Below are 22,191 nucleotides of genomic sequence, written 5' to 3'. Positions count from 1 at the left end.
TCCGTTCTGAAACCGGGATGAACCGGAGCTGACACGGCTCAGAGCGGAGCCAGCATCTCCTGGTTGCGATCCCAATCCCGGCTCCAACCGAGTTCGTCGAACAGCTTGTTCAGAATGCCGCCGGTGAAGCCCCACACCACGGTGTCCTGAACCAGGAACGCCGGGCTGCGGAAGGTGCTCCGGCCCCGGTGGACTGCGGCCATCCGGCGCAAACTGGGGTCCAACAACTCGCGGACCGGGGCCCGGAACACCCGGGCGGACTCCGCCAGGTCGACGGCGAAGACCGGCGACGGCGCCCGCCACCAGGCGAGCACCGGGGTCACCGCGAAATTGCTGACCGCCAGTGCGGTCTGCGGCAATTGGCCCAGAATTTCGACGCCGGCCGGGTCCAGCCCGGTCTCCTCGACCGCTTCGCGCAATGCTGCCGCAATCACATCGGCATCCTGCGGTTCCACACCGCCGCCGGGGAAACCGATCTGGCCCGGATGGTCCTCCAAGGTCGCCGCCCGCTCCACCAGCAGGACATCGCAGTCCTCCGGGTCCGCGGAATAGGCCGGTCCACTGCTGCCGGAGCCGAAAAGCACCAGCACCGAAGCTTGCCGGGCCAACGCCGGATCCGGCAGGGAATCCCGGATTTCATCCCGCATCGCCGGGATTATGCCGGCCGCTGAGCGTTGCGCGAGCGCTTTCAAATCCTGATATGCATTCACGTCGGTGTAACGTCCTGCGCGCGAAAAACCTGCCGCTGGAAATCCTGCCGGAGTTCCGCGGCACCCGCGGTATCCGCCAGCATCGCCGCCAAAAGCGCTTCGTTGCCCGGCGCCAGCTCGTATTTGAGCAGTTTCTTGGCCCGGTCCGGATCAGTCTCGCCCATCCCGTAAGCGGGGCACAGTCCGGCCACGACACATGCCCCGCAAGCCGGTTTGCGGGCGTGGCAGACCCGGCGCCCGTGGAACACCACCCGGTGCGAAAGCATGGTCCAGTCCGCGGGCTCGATCAATTCGCCCACCTCGGCCTCCACCACCACCGGGTCATCGGAATCGGTCCACCCGAAGCGGCGGGCCAATCGGCCGAAGTGGGTGTCCACCGTGATCCCGGGCACCCCGAAAGCGTTGCCGAGCACCACGTTGGCGGTTTTCCGGCCCACGCCCGGGAGCGTGACCAGTTCGGCCAGGCTGCCCGGGACCTCGCCGTCGTACTCGTCGACGATCCGGCCCGCCAAGCCGATCAGCGATTTCGCTTTGGCCCGGAAAAACCCGGTGGGCCGAATCAGTTCCTCCAACGCTGCCGGCTCCGCCTGCGCCAAGGCCAGGGCATCCGGATAGCGCGCGAACAGCGCCGGAGTGGTCTGGTTGACCCGGACATCGGTGGTTTGCGCCGAAAGCACGGTGGCCACCAGGAGTTCGAACGGGTTCCGGAAGTCCAATTCCGCATGCGCGTAGGGGTACGCTTCGGCGAGCAGCCGATTGATCTTGCGGGCCCTGCGCTTGAGCGCAAGGCGGGATTCAGCCATCTTCGGGAGCGCGTTCGATGCTGCTCAAGTCCCGCAGCACGCCGATCCGGCCATCGGAGTTCTGCACGATGAAATCGTGACCGCGGTCCTGCAAGGCCAAGAACCAGGTTCCGGGCTCGATGTTGTAGAGGAATCCGCCGGTGTGCTCGTCGAGCACGGCCTTGGGCCGGTCCACGGCGAACCAGAATGCTTCATAGACCAATTGGCCGCCGGTGTCCTGGCCCGGCCGGCTCGCCGGATCGACCGTAGCGGCAAATGACTCCGGTTCCAGTTCTTCCGCGGTCGCGGGCTCGGCGGGCGCCTCGAAGGACCGGGTCCAGGAATCATCCGTTGCGGTCTCCACCGGCGGCTCGGGCTCGGCCGCCGACCTGGCTTCCATTGCCGGGTCCGTTTCCACTGCCTGGTCCGCCGCCTCGGGCGGCTCGGTTCCGAACGGCAGTGCTGCCTCGGGACCGGTCAGGTCCGGTTCCGGTTCGACGTCGGCGGCAGCTTCAGGAGCTGCCGAGTCCTCTGACGGCAAGGAGGTGAAATGCTGGCCCACCACGAACGGCTGGGGCTCGGCGGCCGCCGGGGGCTCGGCGAACGTGGAAGCGACCATGTCCACCGGCGGTTCCTGGACCGGACTCGGTACCGATTGGCCCGGCACCGATTGGCCCAGCGCCGCCAGCGCCGGGGCCGGCACCGTCGCCGTACCGAAGAAAGGCAGCCATTTCGCAGCCACCGTGGCGGCCAACAAGCCGAGTGCGCCGATCAGCGAGATCAAGTAGCCGAGCGAGAAGCCGCCCACGGTCAGCAGGAAGAAATAGCCGGCAGCGAAGGACGCCACCACGGAGCCGAACTGGTCCAAGCTGAGCGAACCCACGCGGATCAAACCGCTCCGGTTCAAACGCTGCACCAGGAACATCACCGCGACTGCCAAGGGCAGGACGATGCCAATCACCAGGAAATAGACCGTGGAGCTGTTCCAGAAGTTGCTTCCGCCGGCCCCGGCGATCGGCAGCACGGTGCCCACCAGCATCACCAGCACCGATCCGAAAATCACCAGGTCGCGGAGCGTGAAGGGTCCCAAAACTGCGCCGCCGGGTGCGGCGGCAGGGCCGGCTGGCTGACCGGACGCCGTCGACGGCGCCACAGTGCCAACCACGGTTCCAGGCTGGATGTCGTTCACGTGAACTCCTTGCCGGCCCGCTCGAAAGGGCCGATTTTCGGTGAATATCCCCTTTCAGAGTAGTGAACCGGCCGCGCCAACCAAAGCTCCGACGCCCTGCCCCGCCAAGTTTCTGCGCAATTGGGCGCACAAATGCAACCGTTGACCGCGTCATATCAGGCCAATGTGTGAGCTGGGACACGCATTGCGGCCGGCTCGCGCTAGGGTAGGAATCAAAGCGGAAGACGCGTGGGGACACCACGGAACAGGGATTGCAAAGGAACCAGAATGCCCGAAAACGAAGCCGGCGACGCGCTCGAAAATCTGTTGCACGAGAACCGGAAATTCCCGCCGAGCGAGGACTTCGCGGCCAACGCGATCGCCACCGCAGCGCTCTACCAGGAAGCCGCAGCCGACCGGCTCGGCTTCTGGGCCAAACAGTCCCGAGAGCTGCTCAGCTGGGGCCAGGACTTCGAACAGACCCTGGATTGGTCCGAAGCCCCCTTCGCGAAGTGGTTCGTCGGCGGCAAAATCAACGCCGCGTACAACGCCTTGGACCGGCACGTCGAAGCCGGCAACGGCGACCGGGTGGCCATTTACTGGGAAGGCGAACCGGGCGACACCCGCGAGTACACATACGCGCAGCTCACCGAAGCGGTCAAGAAGGCCGCCAATGCCTTCGAGGCCTTGGGCGTCGCCAAGGGCGACCGGGTGGCGATCTACCTGCCGATGATCCCGGAAGCCGTGATTTCGATGCTGGCCTGCGCCCGGATCGGCGCGATCCATTCCGTGGTCTTCGGCGGATTTTCTGCCGATGCGCTGCGCAACCGGATCGACGACGCCGAGGCCAAGCTCGTGATCACCGCCGATGGCACGTATCGCCGGGGCGCGCCGAGCCCGCTCAAACCAGCGGTGGATGCCGCGCTGGAAGCCCCGGGCCACACCGTGCAGCACGTCGTCGTAGTCAAACGCAACGGCGAACCGGTGGCCTGGGCCGAGGGCCGCGACCGGTGGTGGACGGAAACCGTCGATGCGGCGAGCGCAGAACACGAGGCCGTCCTGCATGATTCGGAACATCCGCTGTTCATCCTCTACACCTCCGGCACCACGGGCAAGCCGAAAGGCATTCTGCACACCACCGGCGGGTATTTGACGCAGACTGCCTATTCGCACAAGAACGTCTTCGACCTGCGGCCGGAAAGCGACGTCTATTGGTGCGCGGCCGACATCGGCTGGGTGACCGGACACAGCTACATCGCGTACTCCCCGCTGGTCAACGGCGCTTCGATCGTGATGTACGAAGGCACCCCGGACACCCCGCACCAGGGCCGCTGGTGGGAGATCATCGAGAAGTACAAAGTCACCATCCTCTATGCGGCGCCGACGGCGATCCGCACCTTCATGAAATGGGGCCGGGAGATTCCGGCCAAGTACGATTTGAGCTCGCTCAAGCTGCTCGGCTCGGTCGGCGAACCGATCAATCCCGAAGCCTGGATGTGGTACCGGGAAATCATCGGCGGCGGCAAGACTCCGATCGTGGACACCTGGTGGCAGACCGAGACCGGCGGCATGATGATTTCGCCGTTGCCCGGCGTCACGGCTACCAAACCGGGCTCCGCGCAGGTAGCGCTGCCCGGCATCGAAGTGGATGTGGTGGACGATTTGGGCCAGCCGGTGGCCAACGGCCAAGGCGGTTACCTGGTGGTGAAATCGCCATGGCCGTCGATGCTGCGCGGCATCTGGGGCGATCCGGAGCGCTACAAGGAAACCTACTGGAGCCGCTTCGACAATATGTACTTCGCCGGCGACGGTGCCAAAAAAGACGAGGACGGCGACATCTGGCTGCTCGGCCGGGTCGACGATGTGATGAACGTTTCCGGGCACCGGTTGTCCACTACCGAGATCGAATCCGCGCTGGTGAGCCACCCCTCCGTGGCCGAAGCCGCCGTCGTCGGGGCCTCGGATGAGACTACCGGCCAAGCCGTGGTGGCCTTCGTGATCCTGCGCGGCTCCGCGGCGGAGGACCCCGACGTCGAGCAGACCCTGCGCAATCACGTGGGCAAGGAGATCGGCCCGATCGCCAAACCCAAGCGGATCCTGGTGGTGCCCGAATTGCCGAAGACCCGATCCGGCAAAATCATGCGCCGACTGCTCAAGGACATCGCTGAAGGCCGCGAAGCCGGCGATGCGACGACCCTTGCCGATGCCGGAATCATGCAGTTGATTTCGGAGAGTTTGAAAAAGTAATCGAACCCGGAACGCCGCCCACCGAGGAGCTCAGATGACCGACGATCCAGCAATCCGCCGTGACGTCCTGCCCAGCGGAACCGGCTGCCGGGAATGCCTGGCCGCGGACGGCTGGTGGGTGCATCTGCGCCGATGCGCCCAATGCGGGCACATCGGGTGCTGCGATAGCTCGCCGGAACAGCACGCGACCGCGCATTTCAGGGAAACCGGTCACCCGGTGGTGCGCAGTTTCGAACCAGGTGAAGCTTGGTTCTTCGACTACCGGGACGGCTCGTTCCCCCGGGCCGGTCAACTCGCGGCACCGCTGAGCCGCCCGGAAGACCAGCCCTCGCCAGGCCCGGAAGGCAAAGTGCCGGCGAATTGGCGGGAGCTGATCCACTGAGCGACTTTACCGAGTAACACAAAACCAGCACTTTATGACGGCGGTACCGCAGAAAATCAATGAGTCCGTCTGGCGAGTCGCCCATAAAGTGCTGGTTTTGCGTAGAGCGCCCTCTTTGCACCTAGGCCGACGACTAGGACACTACTTGTCCGGAAAAGGTTTTAGAGTTCGATTATGGCTATCGCACGCATCCCCAATGTGGTCCTGGATTGCCCGGACCCCAAATCTCTCGCGGAGTTCTACGGAGCTCTGCTCGATTGGCCGGTCACCGGCGACGGCGACTGGTTCACCATCCGCGCCGATTACGGCGACGCTCTGCACTTCCAACAGGTGGAAAACTTCACGCCACCGCAGTGGCCCGGCCAAGCTCAGCCGCAGCAGATGCACCTCGATTTCATGGTAGACGACCTCGACGCCGCGGAACCCGAGGCGCTGGCCCTGGGTGCCACCAAGCACGAGTATCAGCCGGGTAACGACTTCCGGGTGTTCTTAGACCCCGCGGGGCACCCGTTCTGCCTCTGCGTGGCGTAACAGCGAGACCTCAGAGCACGATTTCCCGGCCCTGCTCGGCGGATTCGTAGATTGCGGCAATGATCTTCATCAGCTCCAGGCCGTGCTCGGCCGGCGCCGCCTCGGCGACTTCGCCCCGCGCCGTGGCCAAGAAGTAATCGATCTCGTTGCGGTAGCCGACCGGGTCAAAGCCCAGCGAGTCGATCACCGGGGTGATGTCCAGCAACGTGTCGTGCTTCTCGGTGAAAATCTTCAGCGCCGGTTCCAAGCTGGCACCGCCGTTCTCGCCGAACACCTGCACCTTGACCTCGTCCGGCCCGTGCAGCGAATAGCTCGTGTCGAAGTGCATCACGGCGCCGTTTTCGAAGGTCACGAGCGCCGAGGCCAAATCCTCCACCGAATTCTGCGCCGGATCGTAGTCCGCGGAAAGGTAGCGGCTCAGATTCTTGATGTTCGCCCGGTTGCCCAATTTGTGGAACACCGCTCCGGACACCCGGGAAACCTTGGGGCAGCCCATCAGGTACCAGCAGATGTCCAAAAAATGCACGCCCAGATCGATCAGCGGCCCGCCGCCGGACTTGGCTTTGTCCGCGAACCATCCGCCGGGGTTGCCGGCGCGCCGCAAACAGGACGCCTTGGCATAGTAGATCGACCCCAACTCGCCGGCGTCGATGAATTGCTTGAGCACCGTCGCGTTGGGCGAGAACCGGCGCACATAGGCCACTTGGAGCTTGCCCGCCGATGCCGCGGCAGCCTCGGCGACTTCCTCTGCCTGAGCCAGGGTCGCGGTCATCGGCTTTTCGATCAGCACATGCTTTCCGGCCCGCAACGCCGCGAGGACCAGTTCCGCGTGCGTGTCATTGCGCGTGCAGATACTGACCGCGTCGATCTCCGGATCCGCGAAAACCTCGGCCGGATCAGTGACCGCGCGGGCGCCGTACTGCTCGGCGCGCTGCGCCGCGCGCTCCGCGAAGATGTCGCAGACCGCGACCAACTCAGCTTCCGGGGAATCCCGGTAGGCCTTCAGGTGCTCGTCCGCGATCGTGCCCAAGCCGATGACGGCGACCCGCACCGGAGCGCGGCCTCCACCGCTCATGCCGGGACTCCGGCAACGTCGGCCTCGAGCTCGGCGACCAGACGCCGCGCATTGGCGAGCGCGAGTTCGCAGGCCACCAGGCAATCCTGCGCGCCTTCGTATTCGATCGAAAGGAAGCCGTCGAAGCCGGCTTCCTTCGCCGTCCAGAGAATCCGGGCCAGGTCCAAGTCCCCGAAACCGAGCACCGAGCCTTGCAGGAAGTTCCCCGCCACGGTCTCCAGCCAACCCTCGCCAGGGAAATTCTCCCGGATGAAGAAATCCTTCAGGTGCACCACCGAAGCATTCGGGGCCAATTTCGCCACCGCGGCATAGGGCGAGTCGTCGACGCAGAGGAAATTGCCGACGTCGAGCGTGGTCTTGAAATTGTCCCGGTCCACCAGGTGCAGCAAACGGGCGATCCGTTCACTGTGGTTCATGAAAAAGCCATGGTTTTCCACCGAGGTGGTGATGCCCAAGCCCGCCGCATAGTCGGCAATCTGCTGGCAGGCCGGAACAATGGTCGCCAAAACGCTTTCCAACTCCGCCTGCGAAGCCTCCCGCCAGGCCCACTCGACGACGTCGTGCCGGAAGAACTGCGCGCCCAGGGCCTGCGCGATGTCCAGTTGGCCGCGGATCCGGTCCACTTCGGCAGCCGGCTCAGTGCCTCGGAAGTCGGCGGCCACCACGTAGTTGATGATCGGCAGGCCTGCGGCTTCGGCGGCAGCACGCAGCGCCCGTGCCGATTCCACGGTCAGCGGCTCGGGCAGCCCGGCTTCGGCGATCTCCAGATGCGAGGCGCCGTGCTGCGCCGCCCAGTCGACCACTCCGGCCAGATCGAGCCGGCCGTCCGTCATCGCGCCCGCGAAACTGTAGGAACTGAATCCAATCTTCATGAAGCTCCTTGTTGTGTTTTTGATCTTTGACAGCTTGCAATGAGCTTATTCGTGCAGAGGAACTTCCGTCACCGGCCGGAACTTTATTCGCGGGCGAAGAAACTGCCGGCCCTGCCGGATTCATCCCGGGTGGCCTAGGCTGGCTGCCGTGAACTCCCCTCTCGGCAGCAAACCCCGCATCGCGATCGCCGGAATCGCTTTGGAAGCCAGCACCTATTCGCCGGCCCGGACGCCGGAGGCCGGGTTCGTCCGGCGCGATGGCCAGCAGATCTTGGACTATTACCCGTTTTTCGCGCCGGGCAGCCGGATCCGGGAAGCCGCGCAATGGCTGCCCTTGGTCCACTACCGGGCGATCCCCGGCGGCGCCGTGCCCCGTGCGGACTACGAGGCCATGAAAGCCACCATCTGCCAGGCGGTTCGGGAAACCCTGCCCGAAGGGCCTTTGCAGGGCTTCTACTTCGACATCCATGGCGCGATGAGCGTCGTGGGTCTGGATGACCCGGAAGCCGACCTGCTGCTGGCTCTGCGGGCGCTCACCGGACCCGAGACCGTCTTCGGCTCCGGCATGGACCTGCACGGGAACGTTTCAGCGACGTTGGCTTGGCAGCTGGACGTGCCCAGTTGCTACCGGATGGCGCCGCACGAGGACTGGCTCGAAACCAAGGAGCGCACTGCGGCGAACCTGCTCGCCGTGATCGCCTCCGGAACCCGGCCGCTCAAGGCCTGGATCCCGGTGCCGATCCTGCTGCCGGGCGAAAAAACCAGCACTCGGGACGAACCGGCCAAGGGGCTGTACCGGCAGGTCGCCGCGGCCGCCGAGCGGGACGGGGTGCTCGATGCCGGCCTGTGGATCGGATACGCCTGGGCCGACGAGCCGCGCAACCATGCGGTGGTGATGGTCACCGGCCAGGATTGGCCCCGGATCGCGGCCGAGGCGGAGGCGATCGCGGAAAGCATGTGGCGGCAGCGCTCCGGGTTCCAGTTCGTGGCACCCGCGGCAAGCTTGGCGGAATGCCTCGATTCAGCCGTCGCCAGCCAGGCCACACCGTTTTTTCTGAGCGATTCCGGGGACAACCCGACCGCCGGCGGCGCCGGAGACGTCACCTGGACGCTGGCCCGATTGCTTGAAGCAATGGGCCCCGGCGGTGCCCGGGAGGCGGACTTCGCAGGCAAAACCGTGATCTATGCGGCCATTCCGGATGCCGAGTCCGCCCGGTATTGCCAGGCGGCCGGCACCGGCGCCGAGGTCACCGTGCGGATCGGCGCCCGGATCGACGATCGGCCGGAGCCGCCGGTCGAAGTCACCGGAACGATCCGGCGGGTGACCGACTCGGATCCGGTCGCCGGAATTGAAATCGTGCTGCAATCGGGTCCACTGCAGATTTTGCTGACCGAACGGCGCAAGCCCTACCACTTGGAATCCGACTTCAGCCGGAATGGTTTGGACCCCCGGGCGGCGGATCTGGTCCTGGTCAAGATCGGCTACCTCGAGCCGGAGCTGTTCGCGATGGCCGCCGATTGGATGTTGGCGCTGACCCCCGGCGGAGTGGACCAGGACCTGCAGCGGTTGGGCCGCCGCCGGATCCTCCGGCCGATGTTCCCGTACGACGACGGCTTCCAGCCCGACCTTTCCGCGCGCAGGATCCCGGCGTCCGCCGATCCTTGGCCGGAGCAGACTCCGCAACCGGGCCGCCCCGGAGCACCCGCCGCAGAAACTTCGGCGCCGAACTAATCCGCAAACGGTTCCGCGGCACCAGTGCCTTGTGGTTCTCTTCGATATCAAACGGCGGCCGGTTCGGGCTTGCCGAGGCGGATTCGAGGAGGCCACAGTGGAACGGATGTCCCGGCGGGGTTTATTGGGATTGGGCGGAGCATTGGGTGCGGCAGCCCTGCTGAGTGCATGCGGCAGCAGCAGCACCGACCCCGGCAGTGATTCGACCTCGACGCCGGCCAAACTCAGAGTCTGGTTCATGAAGGACTCGGTCTCGGACAAGGCGCAGAAATGGCTCACCGACGAGTTCGCCAAGAAGTTCCCTGGTTCGTCCCTGGTGATCGAACAGCAGGACTTCGACGGGATCGTGCCGAAACTGCAAACCGCTTTGGCCAGCCCGGAATCGACGCCTGATCTGATCGAACTCGGCAATACCCAGGCGCCGACGTTCTGTGCGGTGGGCGCCTTGGCGGATCTGAGCGATCTAAAATCCGAGCTCGGCGGCAGCGACCTCACCCAGTCCCTGGTCGATTTGGGCACGTTCAACGGCAAGCTGTTCGCCGCCCCGTTCTATGCCGGCAGCCGGATCTTCATTTACCGCAAGGACTTCTTTGAAAGCGCCGGCATCGCAGTGCCCACGACGCTCGACGAGTTGGGCGCCGCAGCGGCCAAGCTGCAAGCCGCGAACCCGCCCAAGAACCAGCACTTCTCGGCGATGTTCTTGAGCGGCATCTCGAACCAATCCGCCTTCGCCTGGCTGTTTACCAATGGCGGCCGGTTGGCCAGTGAAGACGGCGGCGTGTGGAAGGGCGGTTTGTCCGCACCGGAATCCCAAAAAGCCATCGGCCAGTTGCAGGAGATCTGGCGCACCGGATCCACCTCGGGGACGATCACCGACACGTCGATTTCCACCGCTCCGTACACCGCGTTCAACGCAGAGGAAACCGGCATGTTCTTCGGCTTCAACTTCCACGTCAAGAAGCTCACCCCGGAGCTGGTGCAGTCCGGGAAAGTCGGCTACTTCGGCTTCCCTCCGGCCACGGCCGGCGGCGCGAGCCACCCCTTCGCCGGCGGATCCAACGTCGCGATCTCGGCGAAATCGAAGAATCGGGGTCTGGCCAAGGAAGTGCTCAAACTGATCTTCAGCAAAGAATTCCAGGAAGCCTTCGCCACCGACGGCGGCTGGGTGCCCGGCAACCTCAAATATGCCAGCGCCCTGGGCAGCGACGAGCTGTCCAAACTGACCGTCGACGCGGTGCGCAATTCGGTGGGCACACCCGCCGCGAAGAACTGGGCCCTGGTCGAAAGCGCCAAGGTGATCGATGACTTCTTCGTCGCCATGGGTTCGGGCAAAGATCCGGTGAGCCTGGCCAAAACCGCCGACGAGAAGATCGCCTCGATCCTGAACGGCAAATAGATGAGCCTGCGCACCGCAGAACGGCAAGCTGAACGGCAGCCGTTGAACCGGCAGTTGCGAAGCCGCAAGAAGAGCAAACTCCCGTTGTTGCTGCTCCTGCCCGCCGTGGCCACGGTGACCCTGGCGATGGGCTATCCCCTGGTCCGCCAATGCATCATGGCGTTCCAGGAATTCTCACTGGCCCAGCAATTCGGCGCGGAGCCGGAATTCATCTGGTTCGGCAACTTCGTCACCGTGCTCACCGATTCGGCCTTTTGGCTGGTTCTGGCCCGCTCGCTGTTGTTCTGCCTGGTCTGCGCCGCGCTGACCATGTTGATCGGCGTCGGCGGCGCGGTATTGCTGACCAAGCTCTTCCGTCCGATCTCGGTTCTGGTGCAATCCGTGATGCTGCTGGCCTGGGCGTTGCCGGTGCTGTCCTCGCTGCAGGTCTTCCAACGGATTTTCGATGCCCGATCCGGCGTGGTCGATTGGGTTCTGGGCAAGCTCGGCTTCGCCGGAATGGAGAACTTCAACTGGTTCTCCAATCCGCTGACCTTTTTCGTGATGGCCGGGCTCCTGGTGGTCTGGATGAGCGTTCCGCTGGTGCTTTTCATGGTCTACGCCTCGATCACCCAGATCGACGAGTCGATGCTCGAGGCTTCCACGATCGACGGCGCCAACGGGTGGAAGCAATTCCGCGAAATCACGGTTCCTACCATCGCCCCGGTCCTGCTGCTGGTGGGCATCCTGCAGGTGATCTGGGACCTGCGCGTCTTCACCCAGATCTACATCCTGCAGAAAAGCAGCGGGATCACCGAGCAGACCAATGTGCTGGGCACCTACATCTACCAAGTCGGGTTGGCCGGCGGCGACTACGGCGTGGCCTCGGCCACGGCATTGATCATGCTCGCCATCACCTTGCTGCTGACCTGGCGCTACGTCCGACTCGTGATCAAACAAGGAGACCTCTGATGGCCCGCAAAGCGCCGCTGCCGAGGCGGATCAGTCTGAATGCGCTCGGCGTCCTCTTCGCCCTGCTCTGGGTCTTCCCGGTCTACTGGCTGGTGAGCAGCGCGTTCTCGCCGGAATCGGCGTTGCAGTCCCGGACGCCGTCGTTCTTCCCCGCACCGTTCACCTTGGAGCACTTCCAATCGATCCTCTCCGACGGCGCGTTCTATTCGGCCCTGCGGATGAGCTTTTTCACCGCCTTGCTGGTGGTCCTGGCCGCGATCGTCTTCGCCTTCTTCGCTTCGCTCGCGCTGAGCCGGTTTCGGTTCCGCGGCCGACGCGCACTGATCGTGGCGGTTCTGGTGATCCAGATGATCCCGGCCGAGGCGTTGTTCATCTCGCAGTACAAGATGATCGACGGCTGGCATCTGCTCAATTCGGTCCTCGGTCTGAGCATTCTCTACGTGGGGGCCTCGCTGCCGTTCACGATCTGGATGCTCAAGGGATTCGTGGACGGCATTCCGATCGAACTGGAAGAGGCCGCGATGATCGATGGCTGCAGCCGGATGGGTGCGTTCTTCCGGGTGACCTTTCCACTCCTGGGTTCCGGACTGGTGGCGTCGTCGATTTTCGCCTTCTTGGCTTCCTGGAACGAATACACCTTGTCGCTGGTGCTGCTCAGCAGCGACAATGCGAAGACTTTGCCACTGTGGATGCAGGGGTTCAGCACCCAGCTGGCCGGCACCAATTGGGGCGGTGTGATGGCCGGATCCACCCTCATGGCAGTACCGGTGATCATCCTTTTCGCAATCGTGCAGAAGCGGATGGCGCAGGGCCTGGTCGCCGGCGCGGTCAAGGGGTGAGCCGGCAGCACGGTACGGCGCTCGGCCCCGGCTCCCCGGTCCTGGCGCTCGACATCGGGGCCAGCTCGGTGAAGTATGCGGTGTTCGACGACGACGGCGGAATCGCGCACAGCGGCGTCCGGGAATTGGTCCTGGACCGGCAGGAGGCAGCGCTGGAGCAGCTCGCCGGTCTGGTCGCAGGTCTGGTCGCCGGGCTGAACAGCGCCCGGGCAGCCGGGGCCAGACCGACCATCCGGCCCGGCTCGGTGGGCGTGACCGCGCCGGGCATCGTCGACGCGCTCTCCGGAGTGGTCCGGCATTCGGCCAACCTCGGTTGGCGCGACTTCGCGCTGCGGGATGAGCTCGCCGCCCGGCTCGGCATGCCCGTGGCGATCGGGCACGATGTGAACCTGGCCGGTCTCGCGGAGCACCGGTTGGGTGCGGCCCGGGGCGCCCGCAACGCCATGGTGACAGTACTCGGCACCGGGATCAGCAGCGCCTTGCTGGTCGACGGGCAGCTGCTTTCCGCTGGAGGCTACGCCGGGGAAATCGGGCACGCCCGGATCTTCCCGATCGGCGACGCGCGGGCACGGGCCTGCAGCTGCGGCGCCATCGGCTGTTTGCAGACGGTCGCTTCAGCGGGTGGGCTGGTTGCCGAATACGCCCGGCGGACCGGCCGCACGGTGCCCGGCGCGGAGCAGGTCTTCGCCGCGGCCGCCGCCGGTGATCCCGAAGCGGCCGCGGCGCTCCGCCTCGGGATCGATGCTTTGGCGCTGGCCTTGGCCCAGTGCGCCGCCCTGCTCGGACCGGAACTGATCGTCCTGGGCGGTGGCATGGCGCAAGCCGGCGAGGCGTTGTCAGCGCCGCTCGAGGCCGCGCTGCACGGTCTGCTCAGTTTCCACCGCCGCCCCCGATTGGTGCCCGCCGAATTGGGCCGCTGGGCCGGGACCTTCGGCGCCGCGCTGCTGGCCCGGGAGGCGGCCAGCGGCTGACCTCGGCCGGAACCGGATGCCCCGGAACCTGCCGGAAAAGTCCTGAACCGGGCCTCCGGCGGCAGAAATTGTCCCGCCCGGTGGAGCCGAATACCCTTCTGGTATCACTCTGGGAGGGGATCGGCCATGGGATACCGTCCGTCATACGCCAAACACATCCGCAAGACCGGCCCGAAAGACCTGGCTCTGACCGAATTTTCCTCGGCCATGCTGTCGCTCATCGCCAATCGAGCGGCCACCTCCAGGGCCGATCTAGCTCGCCAGTTGAACCTGGCGCCGTCGACCATCACACTGCGGGTCAATGAGCTGATCGACGCCGGCCTGATCACTGAATCGGGAGCCGGCGGCCACACCGGCGGACGGCGGCCGACGCTGTTGCGCCTGGTCGCCGACGCCGGCTGCATCCTGGCCGCCGATCTGGGCGCGGCCCACGCCTGGGTCGGCCGGCTGAACATGTCCGGCACGCTGCTCGATTCGAGCCTGATCACAATCGACATTTCGCAGGGTCCGGAAGAAGTGCTGCCCGCGGTGGCCGCTGCGATGCGCTCGCTGCTGGAACCCGCGGGACCGCCGGTGCGCGGCGTCGGCGTCGCTTTGCCGGGCCCGGTGGACCTCAACCGCGGCGTGGTGGATTCGCCGTCCCGGATGCGTGGTTGGCATGACTTCCCGGTCCGGGACTGGCTTTACCGGGAGTTCGGCACGGTGGCCAGCGTCGACAATGACGCGAACATGATGGCCTTGGGCGAATACACCTTGCGGCAGCAGCAGAACCCGGACACCAAGAACCGCATGGACACGTTGTTCCTCAAAGCCGGTGCCGCGATCGGCTGCGGTTTGATCCTGCAAGGCCAGCTCTACCGCGGTGCCACCGGGGCGGCCGGCGACATCGCCCACGTGCAAGTCACCGCGGCCGGCGAGTTGCCCTGCGCCTGCGGGAACCGGGGCTGCCTGGAGACGGTCACCAGCGGCAATGCGATCGTGGCCGAGCTCGCGGCCGCCGGTTTGGCTGTGCGGGACCTCAATGACGTGGTCCGGCATTCGCACAGTGGCGATATCCGGACCACCACTCGACTGCGTTCCGCGGGCAAGCTGCTCGGCCAGACGCTGAGCACCGTGGTCAATTTCATCAATCCTTCGCTCGTGGTCCTGGGCGGCGGGTTGTCCCAAGCCGAACCGTACATCGCTGCGATCAAATCTCAGCTGTACGCGGGCTGCCACCCACTGGCCACCAAAGACCTGCGCATCGAGGAATCGCTGGCCGGCTCGCAAGCCGGCTTGCTCGGCGCAGGCCAGCAATGCCTTCGCTCGGTGCTGGCCGGGGTCTGAACCAGGCGGCCGGCGCAGGCGCATTGAGTTACGGTATTTATATATGTATATTTGTAAATACTTAAATATGCGCAGCAGGCTCGACTGGAACGTTGCCTCCAGCCACCGCTTCTGCGGCGCTGTGGTTGAGTAGAGGCAGGAGCTGGGGGCATCCACACAGAATCACGCCCCGGCCAGGACGTGATTGGAACCCTCTCAGATGAATGACCCCGGAATCAGCGGACCCATCTGGCTGCCCACTGCTCCGCCGAACATGGCGGAGTACTTGGCACCCAATCTGCAGCCGATTCCGCTGATCCCGGCGATCGCCGCGATCGCCGCCCTGCTCTACCTGGCCGGTGCGATCCGGCTCTGGCGGCAGGGCCGCAAATGGTCGATCGTGGCCACCGCCTCGTTCTTGGCCGGCTGCCTCACCATCATCGTGGTGATGGGCGCCGGCATCGAAGGCTACGGGCTGAAGATGTTCTCGATCTTCATGTTCCAACAACTCACGCTCATGATGGCCGTCCCGCCGCTCCTGGTCTTCGGATCTCCCGGCAGGCTGCTGCTGCGCGCCATGCCGCACCGCGGATTGGGCCGGGTGGTGCTCCGGGGCGCGATCAGCGGGCTGCGCTCGCGCTGGGGCGCCTTCCTGCTGCACCCGGCGTTCACCATCCCGTTGTTCCTGATGAGCTTTTACGGCCTCTACTTCTCCGGCCTGGCCGACTCGATGCTGCGCTCCTGGACCGGCCATGTGGGCCTGGAAGTGATCTTCCTGGTCGCCGGAATCCTGTTCACCATTCCGCTCATTTCGACCGACCCGCGGCCACGCCGGGAAACCCACCTGGGCAAAATGGTGGACATCTTCGTGGAAATGCCGCTGCACGCCTTCTTCGGCGTGGTGATCATGATGGCCACCGTGCCGATGGTGGCGTTCTTCCAGGACATGCCCGCTTCCTGGGGCATCGACCCGATGAAAGACCAGGGCGTAGCCGGTGGCCTGGCCTGGGCCTATGGCGAACTGCCCACGGTGCTGCTGCTCATGCTGATCCTGTTCCGCTGGCAGCGCGATGACTCCCGTACGGCGCGTGCCAAAGACGTCGAAGCCGATCTCTCCGGCAGCGATCCGCAGGATCTGACCGACTACAACGAGTACCTCAGCGGGCTGGCCCGGCGGCGCTAGGCCCGGCGGCGCTAGGCCCGGCGGTTGCGCCGGGCCCGGCGGAACCAGGTCAGGCGGAACAAAATCAAACAGTCTGACGACGCTCTGGCCTGCAAGCGAAAAATATTCTCCCGCACGATGGCCGAAGCCAAGATTCATCGACGGAATCCTTGCAATCATGATCTTAAATGTTCATTATTGATGTTAATTGGGGCAGACCTCACAACACCGTTGCGAGGGTCACTGATTTCAAAGGGGAAGTCATGCCTGCACTGCATATTGCACCCGACGTCAACCGCCGCACCCTGCTCACGGGCCTCGGACTCAGCGCCGCAGTACTGGCCGGGTTGCCGCTGCTCGCCGCCTGCGGAGGCGGCGGTGCGGCCTCCGCCGACTCGCTGACCTTCGGCTCCAGCGGCTCCGATGACGTGCCACGCCGCGCCGGGGACGCCGTAGTGGCTGCATTCAAAGCAAAAACCGGAAAATCCGTGACCACCAACGTGGTTCCGCACAACGACTTCCAAGAGAAGATCAATTCCTACCTGCAGGGCAGCCCGGACGACGCCTTCACCTGGTTCGCCGGTTACCGGATGCAGTACTACGCGCAAAAAGGCCTGGTCGCCCCGGTCGACGACCTCTGGGAGAAGATCGGCGGCAACTTCTCCGATGCGCTCAAAACCGCAGCCACCGGCGCGGACGGCAAAAAGTACCTGGTGCCCAACTACAACTACCCCTGGGGATTCTTCTACCGCAAAAGCCTCTGGCAGGAACGCGGCTACGCCGAGCCGAAGACCTTCGACGAACTCAAAACGCTCTGCGCCACGATGCAGAAGGACGGTCTGATCCCGATCGGTTTCGCGGACAAGGACGGCTGGCCGGCCATGGGCACCTTCGACTACCTCAATATGCGGTTGAACGGCTTCCAATTCCACATGGATTTGTGCGCGCACAAAGAGAGCTGGGACCAGAAGAAAGTCAGCGACGTTTTCGACACCTGGAAGGCGCTGCTGCCCTACCAGGACCCCGCCGCGCTGGGCCAGACCTGGCAGGATGCCGCGAAATCGCTCGAGGCCAAGAAGACCGGGATGTACCTGCTCGGCGCATTCCTCACCCAGCAGTTCACCGATCCGCAAGTCTTGGCGGACATCGAATTCATGCCGTTCCCGGAGCTCGCCGTCGAGGGACTGGACTCGATCGAGGCGCCGATCGACGGTTTCATGCTGTCCAAGAAGGGCGGCCAGAATCAGGCCGCCCGGGACTTCGTGGAATTCATCGGCACCCCCGAGGGGCAGAATGCCTATCGTTCCGTGGACACCTCGAACCTGGCCACGGCCAAAGGCGCGGATACCTCGAACTACTCCCCGCTGAACAAAAAATGCGCGGACGCGATCGGCTCGGCCAAGAACGTCAGCCAGTTCTTCGACCGCGACGCCCTGCCCGCGATGGCCAGCAATGTGATGATCCCGGCCTTGCAGTCGTTCATCAAGGACGGCGCCGTGGACGTGAAAAACCTGGAATCCCAGGCAAAATCGCTCTACGCGGCCCAGTAGCCGGAGCTGCCCGGATGACCGCACAGGCACCGCCGCGCGCGCCGCAAAGACCACCCGCCCGGAAAAGCCGGCTCAAAAGGCTGACCCGGCGCGACGTCGTCGTACTTTCCCTGATGGTGGGCATCCCCACCTTGGTGCAGATCCTGCTGGTCTGGGGGCCGACGCTGCTCTCGATCGGGCTCTCCTTCACCCGGTGGAACGGCCTGGACTTGGCAGACCTCAGGCCGGCGGGGACGGACAACTACCGGTACGTGGCGCAAGACTACCCGCCGTTCTGGCCGGCCGTCGGGCACAACGTGCTCTGGCTGCTCTTCCTCGGCGTGATCGGCACTCCGCTCGGCCTGCTCCTGGCCGTGCTGCTGGACCAGAAGATCCGCGGCAGCAAAATCTACCAGAGCATCTTCTTCATCCCAGTGATGTTGTCCATGGCGCTGATCGGGGTGATCTGGCAGCTCTTCTACAACAAAGACAACGGCCTGCTGAACTTCCTGCTCGGCACGGCGGGCACGCCGCAGGCCGTGGACTGGTTCGGCGACTCCAGCGTGAACATCTGGGCCGCCATGGTGGCCGCCACCTGGCGGCACGCCGGTTACGTCATGATCCTGTACCTGGCCGGGCTCAAAGGCGTCGACCCGACCTTGCGCGAGGCGGCCGCGCTCGACGGCGCCAGTGCCACCCAGACGTTCTTCCGGGTGGTGTTCCCGGCCATGAAGCCGGTGAACATCATCATCGTGGTGATCACCATCATCGAATCGCTCCGCGCCTTCGACGTGGTCTGGGTGATCAACAAAGGCCGCAACGGCCTGGAACTGCTCAGCGCACTGGTGATCCAGAACCTGGTCGGCGAAGGGCAGGTGATCGGCGTCGGCTCCGCGCTCGCGGTGATCCTGCTGGTGATCTCCCTGGTGCCCATCGTCTGGTACCTGATCCGAACTTTCCGGAAGGCCGGCCCATGACCAGCGCCCTGACCAATGCCCAGCGCACTTCGCCCCACGACCGGACCCCGGGCCGGCCGGCGACCCGGCGGAAACCCAAATGGGGCACCCATCTGTTCCTGTCCGTGATGGCGGTGATCTGGCTGATCCCGCTGCTGTGGAGCGTCTTCACCGCCTTGCGGCCCAAAGCCTCGACCGATGAATACGGCTATTTCAGCTTCGGCGGCAGCTTCGATTTCCAGAATTTCATCGACGCCTGGAGCCAAGGCGGCATGCTGAAATACCTGGTCAATTCCGCGGTGATCACCATCCCCACCGTGTTGATCACGTTGTTCCTGGCTTCGATGATGGCTTTTGCGGTGAGCCGGGTCAGTTGGAAATTCAATCTGACCTTGTTGATCATGTTCACCGCCGGCAACTTGTTGCCGCCGCAGGTGCTGGCCGCTCCGCTGTTCGAAATCTTCAAACACATCGAGCTGCCCTACTCGATCAGCTCTTCCGGGAGCCTATTGAACACGACCTTAGCGGTAATCGCAGTGAACACCGCGTTCCAGATCGGCTTCTGCACCTTCGTGTTGAGCAATTACATGAAGGCGCTCTCCACCGACCTCACCGAAGCGGCGCTCGTGGACGGCGCCGGGATCTGGCGCCAGTACTGGTCGATCATCCTGCCGTTGTGCCGGCCGGCGCTGGCCGCACTGGCCACCTTGGAAGTCATTTTCATCTACAACGACTACTTCTGGCCCTTGCTGTTGATCCAGAGCGGGGACCTGCTGCCGATCACCGCAGGAATCAACAATCTGCAGGGCCAGTTCCTGGCCAACTACAATTTGATTGCGGCCGGCGCCATCATCACGGTGCTGCCCACCTTGTTGATCTACTTGGTCCTGCAACGGCAATTCGTTGCCGGGCTGACCCTTGGTTCGAGCAAAGGTTGAGTCATGCTGGCTGAAGCACGCAGGAATGTGATCGCGACGACGGTCAAACGCGAGCGCGTGGTCCGGGTGGCCGATCTCGCCGAATCGCTCGGCGTCTCGTTGATGACGGTGCGCCGCGACATCGACACCCTGCACGATGCCGGCGAGCTGGAAAAGATCCACGGCGGCGCCAAGGCACGCAGCGAGTCCAGCCTCTACGAACCCGGATTCGAGCTGAAATCCACCCAAGCCGGGCCGGAGAAAGAAGCCATCGCCCGGGCAGCCCTGCCCTTGGTGCACGACGGCATGGCGGTCGGGTTGAGCGCCGGCACCACCACCTGGACCCTGGCCAAGCATTTGCTGCCGCTGAAGCAACTGACCATCGTGACCAACTCGGTGCGCACCGCCAGCGTGTTCTACGACAGCGGATCCACGCACACCGTGCTGCTCACCGGCGGTGAGCGGACACCGTCGGATGCCCTGGTCGGCCCGATGGCGATCCAATCGATGCGGCATCTGCACCTCGATTTGCTGTTCATGGGCGTGCACGGGGTCGATCCGCATGCCGGGTTCACCACGCCGAACATGCTCGAAGCGGAGATGGACCGGGCGCTAATCGCGGCCTCCCGCCGGGTCGTGGTGCTGGCCGACCACAGCAAATGGGGCACCATGGGGATCTCCTCGATCGCCTCCTTCGAGCAGGTCGAAGAGATGATTTCCGACGTCGGCCTGCCCGCCGATGCCCAGAGCTTCTTGCAGGACCGGTTGCCGAAGCTGCACCTGGTCGATCCCGCAGCACCCGGCAGTTCAGCCAAAACGGAGCCGGTGGTTAGGGCATACTGAAGCCATGACCTCCACCGGCAACCTCTTGGTCCTCAACGGGCCCAATCTCAACTTGCTCGGCAGCCGCGAGCCGGCCGTCTACGGCTCCGCGACCTTGGACGAGGTCAATGAGCTGTGCATATCGACCGCGGAATCCGCCGGCTTTTCGGTGGAATGCATCCAGTCCAACCATGAAGGCGACCTGTTGGACGCCATCCATGCCGCCCGGGGCACTGCGGACGGCATCGTGATCAATGCCGGAGCGTATTCGCACACCTCGATCGCCCTGCGCGACGCGATTTCCGGCGTCGGGCTGCCCACCGTCGAGGTGCACATCTCCAATGTGCACGCCCGCGAAGAATTCCGGCACCACTCGCAGCTCTCCGCGGTCTCCTCCGCGGTGATCGTCGGCGCCGGGATCAACGGCTACGCTTTGGCGATCCAGCATTTGGCGAAGCTGCTCGGCTGAGCCCGGTGTGCGGCTTGGCGCGGTGCGCTACTTCTTGACGCACTGCCCGGAGGACACCTGATTGTTCAGCCCGGCGGCTTGTTGCAGCACCGGAGCGACTTCGGTGAGCGTGAAGGCGTAGCCGATCTGCTCATTGGAATCTGCCTTGGCGAAGACCACGCCGACCACCCGGCCGTCCAAATCCAGCAGCGGGCCGCCGGAGTTCCCCGGCTGCACGTCGCCGGCCAGCTGGTACACCTCTTCCGGGTGCCGGTTGGCACCGTAAATGTCCGGCACCAGAACGCTGCCCTTGCTCTGCACGGCTGCCGGCTTGGACTGGAACGGCCCGCCGAAGGGGTAGCCCTGGAAGGCGCTCTGATCGCCGATCGCCAGGTCTTGGCCGACGGCCAGCGGGGCGATGTTGAGCCCGTCCACGGCGATCACCGCGAGATCCTGCACCGGGTCGAAGTAGACGATCCGGCCCGGCAAAGCGCCGCCGCGGGTTTCCACCACCGGCTGGCTCACCCCGGCAACCACGTGCGCATTGGTCACCACCCGGCCGGGCGCGGCCACGAAGCCGGTGCCGGTCTGGTTCTGTCCGCATTGGAAGGCGGTTCCGGTGATCTTGAGCACCGATTGCGCCGCGTTGTTCAGGCTCGGCGTGTCCGTGCGGGCGTCCGGCGTCGGCACCGGGGTGACCGGTCCGAGCTGGTTGAAGAGCTGCGGGATGCCTTGGTTCACTGCGGCGGAGCGCCATTGCGCGATGGCCTGCCGGATCGGCGTGGGGGTGAGTGAATCGATGGTCCGGATCACGCCGGACTGGCTCAGCGCCTGGGAGACGAACGGCACGCCCAGGTTGGACAGGCTGAACGCGACCGGAGAAATCAGCAGAGCCGCGATCACGAAGGACGCCAGCGCGCCGAAGACCCGGTTCACGGCTTTGAGCGGGCGGAGTTTCACACCGCGGCTGAGCCAGCTGCCGATGCCGACGCCGATCGAGTATCCGACCACGATCAGGGCCAGGGCAGCGCCCGCGATGGCGGCCAGCCGCCAACCGGAATCGCCCATCCAAGCACTGACCAACGGCACCGCGAAAAACGCGCCGGCCGCCCCGGCGGCGAAGCCGAGCACGCCGCAGAGGCTGATCAGGAAACCGACCCGCCAGCCATAGAACAACTGCCAGATGAGCAAGATGATCAACGGTATGTCGAGCCAGCTCAGACCGAACATGCACCATCCCCTGCCTGGATAAAGACGAACTGCCAGTCTAGCCGCTCCCCGGCCGGCTGCACCGGCTTTTCAGGGCTTCATGATCGATCCAAAGCTGCTGCCTAGAATCACTCGCAACAAGCCGGGCCGACGCCTCCGGCAGCGTGCCCCAGTCCTGCTTCAACGG

General features: G+C 64.8%; 21 protein-coding genes. 15 read left to right on the top strand and 6 right to left on the bottom strand.

All coding sequences use genetic code 11. The annotated features are described in order from the left end of the window. Positions 1 to 38: 38 nt before the first annotated feature. From JOE69_RS12060 to JOE69_RS12050, 3 genes are read right to left on the bottom strand one after another with little or no spacing between them, the layout of a single operon-like run. Positions 39 to 710, bottom strand: a complete 672-nt coding sequence (locus JOE69_RS12060) for an NUDIX hydrolase (protein ID WP_374709701.1) — start codon at positions 708 to 710, stop codon at positions 39 to 41. Then, entirely contained in the window at positions 707 to 1,513 is an 807-nt protein-coding gene (gene nth, locus JOE69_RS12055; protein WP_309799029.1) for an endonuclease III, read from the bottom strand. The genes JOE69_RS12060 and nth overlap by 4 nt, the downstream gene beginning before the upstream one ends. Beyond that, positions 1,506 to 2,681 carry a hypothetical protein gene (locus tag JOE69_RS12050; RefSeq protein ID WP_309799027.1) on the bottom strand — a complete coding sequence of 392 codons (1,176 nt, stop codon included), beginning with the start codon at positions 2,679 to 2,681 and terminating at the stop codon, positions 1,506 to 1,508. Before JOE69_RS12050 ends, nth begins: the two co-directional genes overlap by 8 nt. A gap of 267 nt (positions 2,682 to 2,948) precedes the next feature. On the opposite strand from JOE69_RS12050, the gene acs reads away from it, so the two are divergent. The 3 genes from acs to JOE69_RS12035 all read left to right on the top strand — a co-directional run bounded on the left by acs (position 2,949) and on the right by JOE69_RS12035 (position 5,820). After that, on the top strand, positions 2,949 to 4,907 hold the full coding sequence (gene acs, locus JOE69_RS12045; RefSeq protein ID WP_309799025.1) for an acetate--CoA ligase: 1,959 nt from the start codon (positions 2,949 to 2,951) through the stop codon (positions 4,905 to 4,907). A gap of 34 nt (positions 4,908 to 4,941) precedes the next feature. After that, on the top strand, positions 4,942 to 5,289 hold the full coding sequence (locus JOE69_RS12040; RefSeq protein ID WP_309799023.1) for a UBP-type zinc finger domain-containing protein: 348 nt from the start codon (positions 4,942 to 4,944) through the stop codon (positions 5,287 to 5,289). A gap of 174 nt (positions 5,290 to 5,463) precedes the next feature. Then, the gene (locus tag JOE69_RS12035) at positions 5,464 to 5,820 is read left to right on the top strand and encodes a VOC family protein (RefSeq protein WP_309799021.1); all 357 of its coding nucleotides are present in this window, start codon (positions 5,464 to 5,466) and stop codon (positions 5,818 to 5,820) included. Between the two features lie 10 nt (positions 5,821 to 5,830). On the opposite strand, the gene JOE69_RS12030 is transcribed toward JOE69_RS12035, so the two are convergent. Together JOE69_RS12030 and JOE69_RS12025 are read right to left on the bottom strand one after the other, a co-directional pair. Next, positions 5,831 to 6,895, bottom strand: a complete 1,065-nt coding sequence (locus JOE69_RS12030) for a Gfo/Idh/MocA family protein (protein WP_309799019.1) — start codon at positions 6,893 to 6,895, stop codon at positions 5,831 to 5,833. After that, complete coding sequence (locus JOE69_RS12025) at positions 6,892 to 7,767, bottom strand: sugar phosphate isomerase/epimerase family protein (RefSeq protein WP_309799017.1); 876 nt, start codon at positions 7,765 to 7,767, stop codon at positions 6,892 to 6,894. Before JOE69_RS12025 ends, JOE69_RS12030 begins: the two co-directional genes overlap by 4 nt. Positions 7,768 to 7,915: 148 nt before the next feature. On the opposite strand from JOE69_RS12025, the gene JOE69_RS12020 reads away from it, so the two are divergent. From JOE69_RS12020 to aroQ, 12 genes are all read left to right on the top strand, one after another. After that, a complete protein-coding gene (locus JOE69_RS12020) occupies positions 7,916 to 9,499 on the top strand; it encodes a M81 family metallopeptidase (RefSeq protein ID WP_309799015.1) in 1,584 nt (527 codons plus the stop codon). A 106-nt stretch (positions 9,500 to 9,605) separates the two neighbouring features. Beyond that, on the top strand, positions 9,606 to 10,895 hold the full coding sequence (locus JOE69_RS12015; RefSeq protein WP_296362418.1) for an extracellular solute-binding protein: 1,290 nt from the start codon (positions 9,606 to 9,608) through the stop codon (positions 10,893 to 10,895). Further along, positions 10,896 to 11,846, top strand: a complete 951-nt coding sequence (locus tag JOE69_RS12010; RefSeq protein ID WP_309799013.1) for a carbohydrate ABC transporter permease — start codon at positions 10,896 to 10,898, stop codon at positions 11,844 to 11,846. Then, positions 11,846 to 12,685: a carbohydrate ABC transporter permease gene (locus JOE69_RS12005; protein WP_296362333.1), complete on the top strand. Its 840-nt coding sequence runs from the start codon at positions 11,846 to 11,848 to the stop codon at positions 12,683 to 12,685. The genes JOE69_RS12010 and JOE69_RS12005 overlap by 1 nt, the downstream gene beginning before the upstream one ends. After that, the gene (locus JOE69_RS12000) at positions 12,682 to 13,656 is read left to right on the top strand and encodes an ROK family protein (RefSeq protein WP_309799010.1); all 975 of its coding nucleotides are present in this window, start codon (positions 12,682 to 12,684) and stop codon (positions 13,654 to 13,656) included. Before JOE69_RS12005 ends, JOE69_RS12000 begins: the two co-directional genes overlap by 4 nt. Positions 13,657 to 13,782: 126 nt before the next feature. Beyond that, positions 13,783 to 14,982, top strand: coding sequence for an ROK family transcriptional regulator (locus JOE69_RS11995; protein ID WP_309799008.1), 1,200 nt, complete (start codon positions 13,783 to 13,785; stop codon positions 14,980 to 14,982). 199 nt (positions 14,983 to 15,181) lie between these two features. Next, the gene (locus JOE69_RS11990; protein ID WP_296362337.1) at positions 15,182 to 16,144 is read left to right on the top strand and encodes a cytochrome c oxidase assembly protein; all 963 of its coding nucleotides are present in this window, start codon (positions 15,182 to 15,184) and stop codon (positions 16,142 to 16,144) included. 242 nt (positions 16,145 to 16,386) lie between these two features. Continuing rightward, positions 16,387 to 17,673 (top strand): ABC transporter substrate-binding protein, encoded by a 1,287-nt coding sequence (locus JOE69_RS11985; RefSeq protein ID WP_309799006.1) that lies wholly within the window; start codon positions 16,387 to 16,389, stop codon positions 17,671 to 17,673. 14 nt (positions 17,674 to 17,687) lie between these two features. Then, positions 17,688 to 18,629, top strand: coding sequence for a carbohydrate ABC transporter permease (locus JOE69_RS11980; protein WP_309799004.1), 942 nt, complete (start codon positions 17,688 to 17,690; stop codon positions 18,627 to 18,629). Continuing rightward, positions 18,626 to 19,546 (top strand): carbohydrate ABC transporter permease, encoded by a 921-nt coding sequence (locus JOE69_RS11975; protein WP_309799001.1) that lies wholly within the window; start codon positions 18,626 to 18,628, stop codon positions 19,544 to 19,546. Before JOE69_RS11980 ends, JOE69_RS11975 begins: the two co-directional genes overlap by 4 nt. A 3-nt stretch (positions 19,547 to 19,549) precedes the next feature. Beyond that, positions 19,550 to 20,368: a DeoR/GlpR family DNA-binding transcription regulator gene (locus JOE69_RS11970; protein ID WP_296362352.1), complete on the top strand. Its 819-nt coding sequence runs from the start codon at positions 19,550 to 19,552 to the stop codon at positions 20,366 to 20,368. A gap of 4 nt (positions 20,369 to 20,372) precedes the next feature. Then, entirely contained in the window at positions 20,373 to 20,816 is a 444-nt protein-coding gene (gene aroQ, locus JOE69_RS11965; protein ID WP_309798999.1) for a type II 3-dehydroquinate dehydratase, read from the top strand. 27 nt (positions 20,817 to 20,843) lie between these two features. Here the strand turns inward: aroQ and JOE69_RS11960 are convergent, their stop codons facing one another. Next, a complete protein-coding gene (locus JOE69_RS11960; protein WP_309798997.1) occupies positions 20,844 to 22,025 on the bottom strand; it encodes a MarP family serine protease in 1,182 nt (393 codons plus the stop codon). Between the last annotated feature and the right edge of the window lie 166 nt (positions 22,026 to 22,191).

This window comes from Arthrobacter russicus, from assembly GCF_031454135.1.
Classification (GTDB): domain Bacteria; phylum Actinomycetota; class Actinomycetes; order Actinomycetales; family Micrococcaceae; genus Renibacterium; species Renibacterium russicum.
Note: the sequence above shows the minus strand (reverse complement) of the source record. Positions and strands in the feature narration are given on the sequence as shown.